Here is a 7,464-nt window from a genome sequence, read left to right on the forward strand (position 1 = left end):
GGCCCGCGAGGGCGGGTCGCGCCCCGGCGCGCCGCGCCCGGGCAACAACCCGTTCGCGCCCAGCCAGGGCATGCCGCGCCCCGGCGCGCCGCGCCCGGGCAACAACCCCTTCGCGTCCGAGCAGGGCATGCCCCGCCCGCAGGGCGGTCCCCGCCCGCGTCCGGGCAGTGCGGCCGGCTCCGGCGGTCCGCGCCCGAACCCCGGCATGATGCCGGCGCGCCCGAGCGTGGGCCGTCCCGGTCAGGCCGGCGGGCGAGGTGGCGCACCTGGTCGCGGTCGCCCCGGCGGCCCCGGCGGCGCTGGTCGTCCCGGCGGCGGTGGTGGCGGCGGGTTCGCCGGTCGTCCCGGTGGTGGCGGCGGGTTCGCCGGTCGCCCCGGTGGTGGCGGTCGCGGCCCCGGTGGCCGTGGCGGCACGCAGGGCGCGTTCGGCCGCGGTGGTGGTCGTCCGGTCCGCGGGCGCAAGAGCAAGCGCGCGAAGCGCCAGGAGTTCGAGCAGATGCAGGCGCCGTCGCTCGGTGGCGTCACGGTCCCCCGCGGTGACGGCTCGACCGTCGTCCGGGTGCGTCGTGGCTCGAGCCTGAGCGACTTCGCCGACAAGATCGGCGCCAACCCGGCGTCGCTGGTCACGGTGCTGTTCCACCTCGGTGAGATGGCGACCGCGACCCAGTCGCTCGACGAGGACACCTTCCGCGTGCTCGGCGCCGAGCTCGGCTACGACATCCAGGTCGTCTCGCCCGAGGACGAGGAGCGCGAGCTGTTCGACGCGTTCAACATCGACCTCGAGGCCGGCATCGAGGGCGAGGACGACGAGGACCTCGAGCCGCGGCCCCCGGTCGTCACCGTCGTCGGCCACGTCGACCACGGCAAGACCCGCCTGCTCGACGCGATCCGCAACGAGGACGTCGTGGCGGGCGAGGCCGGTGGCATCACCCAGCACATCGGCGCCTACCAGGTGCACCGCGAGCACGAGGGCGTCGAGCGCGCCATCACGTTCATCGACACCCCGGGTCACGAGGCGTTCACCGCCATGCGGGCCCGTGGTGCCAAGGTCACCGACATCGCGATCCTCGTGGTGGCGGCCGACGACGGCGTGATGCCGCAGACCATCGAGGCGCTCAACCACATGCAGGCGGCCGACGTGCCGATCGTCGTCGCGGTCAACAAGATCGACGTCGACGGCGCCAACCCGGCCAAGGTCCGCCAGCAGCTGACCGAGTACAACCTGGTCGCCGAGGAGTACGGCGGCGACACGATGTTCGTCGACGTCTCGGCCAAGGCCGGGCAGAACATCGACTCGCTGCTCGACGCCGTGCTGCTGACCGCCGACGCGTCGCTCGACCTGCGCGCCAACCCCGACAAGGACGCCCGTGGCGTCGCGATCGAGGCCAACCTCGACCGCGGACGCGGTGCCACCGCGACGGTGCTGGTGCAGGCCGGCACGCTGCGGGTCGGCGACGCAATCGTCACCGGCTCGGCCTACGGCCGCGTCCGCGCCATGCTCGACGAGCACGGCCAGAACGTCGAGGAGGCCGTGCCGTCGCGCCCGGTCCAGGTGCTGGGTCTGTCCTCCGTCCCGCGCGCCGGCGACACCTTCGTCGTCGCGCCGGACGACCGGACGGCGCGCCAGATCGCCGAGCGCCGCGAGGCCGCCGACCGCCAGGCCAGCCTGGCCAAGGCGCGCAAGCGGATCAGCCTCGAGGACCTCAACGAGGCGCTCGCGGCCGGCAAGGTCGAGACGCTCAACCTGATCCTCAAGGGCGACGTCTCGGGTTCGGTCGAGGCGCTCGAGGACGCCCTGCTGCAGATCGACGTCGGCGAGGAGGTCGACCTGCGGATCATCGACCGCGGCGTCGGCGCCATCACGCTGAACAACATCAACCTGGCGATGGCCTCGGACGCGATCATCATCGGCTACAACGTGCGGGCCGAGGGCCAGAACGCCGACGTGGCCGACCGCGAGGGCGTCGAGATCCGCTACTACTCGGTCATCTACCAGGCGATCGAGGAGGTCGAGGCGGCGCTCAAGGGCATGCTCAAGCCGGAGTTCGAGGAGGTGCAGCTCGGCACCGCCGAGGTGCGCGAGATCTTCCGGTCGAGCAAGTTCGGCAACGTGGCGGGCTCCATCGTCCGGTCGGGCGAGATCCGCCGCGGGGCGCGGGCGCGGATCACGCGCGCCGGCACCGTGATCGCCGAGAACGTCGAGATCGCCGGCCTGCGGCGGTTCAAGGACGACGTCACCGAGGTCCGCGAGGGCTTCGAGTGCGGCATCAACCTCGGGTCGTTCAACGACCTGCAGCTCGAGGACCTCATCGCGACGTACGAGATGCGCGAGAAGCCCCGCGACTGAGCCGCACCGCACCACCCGGACGTCGTGGGGCCACCTGCTCGCCGCAGGTGGCCCCACGTCACCGGGCACCACCACCGGGCACCACCACCGGAGGGGCCGCTGGCCCCGCGAAGGACGACGACCATGACCGACCACCCCCGCGCCCGCAAGATCGCCGAGCGCATCCAGGTGATCGTCGCCGAGACCCTCGAGCGACGGATCAAGGACCCGCGGCTCGGCTTCGTGACCGTGACCGACGTCCGGGTCACGGGCGACCTGCAGCACGCCACCGTCTTCTACACCGTGTTCGGCTCGGACGAGGAGCGCAGCGGCACCGCCGCCGCCCTCGAGAGCGCCAAGGGCGTCGTGCGCCGCGAGGTCGGGCGCGGCATCGGCATCCGGCTCACGCCGACGCTGGAGTTCATCGCCGACGCGATCCCCGAGAACGCGGCGCACATCGACGACGTGCTGCGCCGGGCCGCCGAGCAGGACGCGGCCGTCGCCGCCCAGGCGAGCGGCAAGGTGTTCGCCGGCGAGGCCGACCCCTACCGCAAGCCGGTCGTCGACGACCTGGACGACGAGGCCGACGCCGACGACGAGGCTGACGACGACGTGGCCGACGAGCGCCGCTGACCCCAGCCCGTCGTGACCGTGCGATCCGGCCCCGCCCCCAGCACGGGGACGGGGCCGGATCGCGTGGTGACCGCCGGGAGGGAGACCTCAGGCGGCGGCCTCGGCGAGCGCGCCCTCGGGGCTGGCGGCCGGGACGACCTCCGGCGCCGGCTGACGGCGAGGGAGCCAGCGCGAGGCGATCGCGCCGAGGGCCACGACGGCCGCCCCGGTGAGGATCGCCGGCCGCAGCGCGTCGGTGTAGCCGGTGGGCGTGATCTGCCCGCCCGCGCCCTGGAACACCGCGACGAGCACCGCGACGCCGAGCGCCACGCCGATCTCGCGGATCGTGGCGTTGGTCGAGCTCGCGGTGGCGTGGTCGGCCTCGGCCATGTCGGCGAGCACCGCCGTCGAGCTGGGCGCGAACGTCAGGCCCATGCCCACGCCCGCCAGCACGAACGCCGGCACCAGCGCGCCGTACGAGGAGCCCGGACCGGTCACCAGGGCGATCCAGGCCAGCCCCAGCGCCTGCAGCGTCAGGCCGGTCGAGAGCAGCGCCCGCACGCCGACCCGCGGCGCCAGGATCCCGGCGATCGGCGCGACGACCATCGGCGCCGCCGTCCACGGCAGGGTGCGCACACCGGCCTCGAGCGGGGAGTAGCCCTCGACGACTTGCAGGTACTGCACCAGCAGGAACACCGAGCCGAACATGCCGAGCGAGAACGCGAAGCCGGCGACGTTCGCGATCGAGAAGCTGCGCGAGCGGAACAGCCGCAGCGGCACCAGCGGGTGCGGCGCCCGGCTCTCGCGGACGACGAACGCGACCAGCAGCACCACGCCGAGGGCGAGCGCGCCGAGCACCGACGGGGAGGTCCAGCCGTCGTCGTTGCCGCGGATGATGCCCCACACGCCGGACAGCACGCCGCCGCCCACCAGGGCCAGCCCGGCGACGTCCAGCGGCTCGCGCCGGCCGTAGCTCTCGGGCAGCGCCCGCAGCACGAAGGGCACCGCGACGAGCGCGATCGGCACGTTGATCCAGAAGATCGCCTGCCACGACACGCCCTCGACGACGGCGCCGCCGATCAGCGGGCCGAGCGCGACGCCCAGGCCGGCCACGCCACCCCACACGCCGATGGCCAGGGCGCGCTGGGCCTTGGGGACGGCGCCGGCGAGCAGGGTCAGCGACAGCGGCATGATCGCCGCGCCGCCGACGCCCTGCAGCGCGCGGGCCGTGATGAGCATCGCCGGCGTCGTGGCCAGGGCCGAGCCGATCGAGGCGAGGGTGAACACCGAGATGCCGGTGACGAAGACCCGGCGTCGGCCGAACCGGTCGCCCAGCGTCGAGGCGCCGAGCATCAGCGTCGCGAAGCTGAGCGTGTAGGCGTTGACGAACCACTGCAGCTGCTCGAGCGAGGCGCCGAGGTCGGCGCGGATCACGGGCAGCGCGCTGGTGATCACCAGGTTGTCGAGGGTGGCCATGAACATCGGCAGGGACGCCGCCAGCAGGGCGAGGGCGACCGAGCGGCCGGTGCGCCGGGCCGGTGGGGCGGAGGTGGCACTCATCGGAGCTCCTGAGGTGAGTAAGCATTGATTGATTACTAACGACGAACATAGGCATCGACTGATAACATGTCAACCATGAGCGAGAACACGTCCCGGCGGATGAGCGGCGGAGCCCGGCGCGAGCAGATCTTGCGGGCCGCGATGGCGGTCTTCGCGGAGGGCGGCTACACCGGCACGAGCACCGACCAGGTGGCGCGGGCGGCCGGGGTGTCCCAGCCCTACGTCGTCCGGCTGTTCGGCTCTAAGCAGGAGCTGTTCAGCCAGGTCTACGCGCTGGCCTGCCAGCGGGTCGTCGAGACGCTCTCGTCCGTGCCCGCCGGGCCGGACGCCAAGGAGCAGATGGGCGAGGCGTACGTGCGCCTGCTCGACGACCGCGACCTGCTGATGGTGACGATGCACGGGTTCGTCGCCGGCGCCGACCCTGCCGTGGGCGAGATCGCGCGCCGCACCCTGGCCGAGGCCTTCCGGCTCTACCGCGAGCGCACCGGCGGCACCGAGGACGAGGCCCGGATGTTCGTCGCGCACGGCATGCTCATCAACGTCCTGGTGGCGACCAAGGCGCCCGAGCACGTCGGCGAGGACGCGGACGTCGACGCGCTGACGCTGTGCACCATGGGCGAGGCGCTGGGCGCCGCCCAGGCCTCGTGACCCCGCGCCCCGACGGCCCCGACGGCCTCGTCGTCGTCGACAAGCCCGGCGGCTGGACCAGCCACGACGTCGTGGCGCGCGTGCGCCGGCTGGCCGGGACCCGCAAGGTGGGCCACGCCGGCACGCTCGACCCGATGGCCACCGGCGTGCTCGTCGTCGGCGTCGAGCGGGCGACCAAGCTGCTCACCTACCTGGTGGGGGCCGACAAGACCTACACCGCCACGGTGCGGCTCGGTGCCGCCACCGTCACCGACGACGCCGAGGGCGAGGTCACCGCGCGGGCGGACGGCGCGGCCGTCGTCCGGCTCTCGGACGACGACGGGCGGGCGGACGTCGACGCCGCGGTCCGCGCCCTGACCGGGCCGATCGAGCAGGTGCCGAGCGCCGTCAGCGCCATCAAGGTCGACGGCCAGCGGTCCTACGCGCGGGTGCGCGGAGGAGAGCAGGTCGACTTGCCGGCCCGGCCGGTGACGGTGCGGCGGTTCGACGTGCTCGACCGGCGTCCGGGCTCGGACGACGGCCACGACGTGCTCGACCTGGACGTCGAGGTCGAGGTCACGTCGGGCACCTACGTACGGGCCCTGGCCCGCGACCTGGGCGCCGCGCTGGGCGTCGGCGGGCACCTGGTCGCGTTGCGCCGCACCGCCGTCGGCCCCTACCGGCTCGACGTCGCCCGCACGCTGGACGAGCTCGCCGAGGACTTCGCGGTGCTGCCCCTGGCCGACGCCGCCCGCGCCGCCTTCACCGCGCGCGAGCTCACCGAGGCCGAGGTGACGGCGCTGCGGTACGGCCAGCGGGTCGACCCCACCGGCTCGCCCGCCCACCCCGTCGCGGGCTTCGCGCCGGACGGCTCGCTCGTCGCGCTGCTCGAGGACCGCGGACCGGTCGCGCGGTCGCTGCTCGTCGTCCCCCCGCGCGGCTGACCACCAGCCGGCGGGCCTCAGAGCGAGAAGTACCGGCGCAGCCGCTGGGTCAGCCAGGCGTCGACCGTCATGCCGCGCCGGGCGGCGGCCCGGACGACGTGACCGGCCAGGACGGGGTCGGCGTCCAGGAACGTCGCGGTGTCCGGGATCGGGTCGGGGTCGGGCTCCGGCGGCGGCGCGGTGGCCGGCACCAGCACCGTGACGTCGCCGTCTTGCGCCAGCAGCTGGGCCCACGTCGACGTGGTCATGTAGAAGCGACCGTCGACGCCCCAGCCCCGTCCCCAGGAGTTGGTCAGGCCGATCCGGCCGGTCGCGGCGTCGTACTCGTCGACGACGATCTCGTGGCCGCCGCGGATCGCGCCGCTGATGGTGACCGTGCCGTCGGCGGCCGGCTCGTCGAATCCCGCGTACCAGTCGATCCCCGTGAGCACCGGCCCGTCCTGCAGCGCGTCCAGCGCGTCCTCGAGGGTGAACGCGTGCCGGTAGCCCGAGATCAGCCCGGCGGCCTTCGCGGCCTTGGCGACCGACAGGCCGTCCGAGCCGGTGTCGGTGGGCGGGTAGGTGCCCGCGTAGTCGTCGAGCGAGGTCGCCGCCGAGTACAGCCGGACGGCGAGGTCCTCGTCGAGCGTGGTGCGCTGCGGGAGCCCAGCGAACAGGGGGTCGCACGCCGCGGCGCCCACCATGGCGTTGCCCGTGCACGAGCCCAGGTCGCCCTGGTCGAGCACCGGGGCGTGGCGGTGGTGCCGCACCGACTCCAGCGTGCGCTCGCGCGCGAAGTGGGCGTAGGCGCGCGAGCGCGGGTCGTGGTTGACGTGCCGGCCGAGGCGGTGCCCGGCCAGGGGGATCTCGGGGATCTCGCGGTTGCTCATGGTCGGCCTCCAGCCGGTGCGGGGGATCTCGCCGAACAGACCCCGCCCGCCCTCGTCCTGATACGTCGTCCGGTGCGGCGTCCGGTGCGTCGTCCGGTGCGGCGTCCGGTGGCCTCAGCGACGTGTCGGGAACAGAGTTGACACCGACTGTGTTGTCGATATATCGTCAACGCATCGCCGGACGGTCGAGGACCACATCTCGACCCGAGACCGGTGGAGAAGGAGAACGACCATGAGCACCTACGCGATGAGCGGCCCCTGGGGCCGCACCGACGCTCCCGGCCGCCGCGGCGGCCCCCGTGCGCACCTGCACGCCGCCTGGGTCATGGCGGAGCACGACGGCCGCGACGGCCGTGACACCCGGGACTCGCGCGACGACGACGGCTCGTCGTCCGACGACCGGCCCCGGCGCGGGCGCGGTCGGGGCCGCGGCCGCGGTCCCGGCTTCGGCCCCGGTGGTCCGGGCTTCGGCCCCGGTGGTCCGGGCTTCGGCCCGGGCGGCCCGGGCGGCGCGCTCGCCCACGGC

General features: G+C 74.2%; 6 protein-coding genes and 1 pseudogene. 5 read left to right on the plus strand and 2 right to left on the minus strand.

The window, feature by feature from the left end:
- Both infB and rbfA read left to right on the plus strand, forming a co-directional pair.
- Positions 1-2,347: translation initiation factor IF-2 (gene infB / locus ACYVJ4_RS06215; protein ID WP_460459245.1), on the plus strand; the 2,347-nt coding region annotated here is incomplete at its 5' end.
- Between the two features lie 123 nt (positions 2,348-2,470).
- On the plus strand, positions 2,471-2,959 hold the full coding sequence (gene rbfA, locus ACYVJ4_RS06220) for a 30S ribosome-binding factor RbfA (RefSeq protein WP_460459246.1): 489 nt from the start codon (positions 2,471-2,473) through the stop codon (positions 2,957-2,959).
- Between the two features lie 87 nt (positions 2,960-3,046).
- Here rbfA and ACYVJ4_RS06225 read toward each other — a convergent pair whose 3' ends face one another.
- Positions 3,047-4,498 (minus strand): DHA2 family efflux MFS transporter permease subunit, encoded by a 1,452-nt coding sequence (locus ACYVJ4_RS06225; protein WP_460459247.1) that lies wholly within the window; start codon positions 4,496-4,498, stop codon positions 3,047-3,049.
- Positions 4,499-4,573: 75 nt separating this feature from the next.
- Here ACYVJ4_RS06225 and ACYVJ4_RS06230 point away from each other — a divergent pair, with 75 nt between their 5' ends.
- Both ACYVJ4_RS06230 and truB read left to right on the plus strand, forming a co-directional pair.
- Positions 4,574-5,146, plus strand: a complete 573-nt coding sequence (locus tag ACYVJ4_RS06230) for a TetR/AcrR family transcriptional regulator (RefSeq protein WP_460459248.1) — start codon at positions 4,574-4,576, stop codon at positions 5,144-5,146.
- Positions 5,143-6,069, plus strand: a complete 927-nt coding sequence (gene truB, locus ACYVJ4_RS06235; protein ID WP_460459249.1) for a tRNA pseudouridine(55) synthase TruB — start codon at positions 5,143-5,145, stop codon at positions 6,067-6,069. The genes ACYVJ4_RS06230 and truB overlap by 4 nt, the downstream gene beginning before the upstream one ends.
- Before the next feature lie 17 nt (positions 6,070-6,086).
- Here the strand turns inward: truB and ACYVJ4_RS06240 are convergent, their stop codons facing one another.
- A complete protein-coding gene (locus ACYVJ4_RS06240; RefSeq protein WP_460459250.1) occupies positions 6,087-6,938 on the minus strand; it encodes a wHTH domain-containing protein in 852 nt (283 codons plus the stop codon).
- A 232-nt stretch (positions 6,939-7,170) separates the two neighbouring features.
- Here ACYVJ4_RS06240 and ACYVJ4_RS06245 point away from each other — a divergent pair.
- A pseudogene (locus ACYVJ4_RS06245) lies at positions 7,171-7,464 on the plus strand (hypothetical protein); the annotation flags it as partial.

It is taken from the genome of Angustibacter peucedani, from assembly GCF_054779595.1.

Bases quoted from the DNA above. Each gene is read 5' to 3' on its own strand.
- rbfA (WP_460459246.1), top strand. From the start codon at position 2,471: ATGACCGACCACCCCCGCGCCCGCAAGATCGCCGAGCGCATCCAGGTG.
- ACYVJ4_RS06225 (WP_460459247.1), bottom strand. From the start codon at position 4,498: ATGAGTGCCACCTCCGCCCCACCGGCCCGGCGCACCGGCCGCTCGGTC.
- ACYVJ4_RS06230 (WP_460459248.1), top strand. From the start codon at position 4,574: ATGAGCGAGAACACGTCCCGGCGGATGAGCGGCGGAGCCCGGCGCGAG.
- ACYVJ4_RS06240 (WP_460459250.1), bottom strand. From the start codon at position 6,938: ATGAGCAACCGCGAGATCCCCGAGATCCCCCTGGCCGGGCACCGCCTC.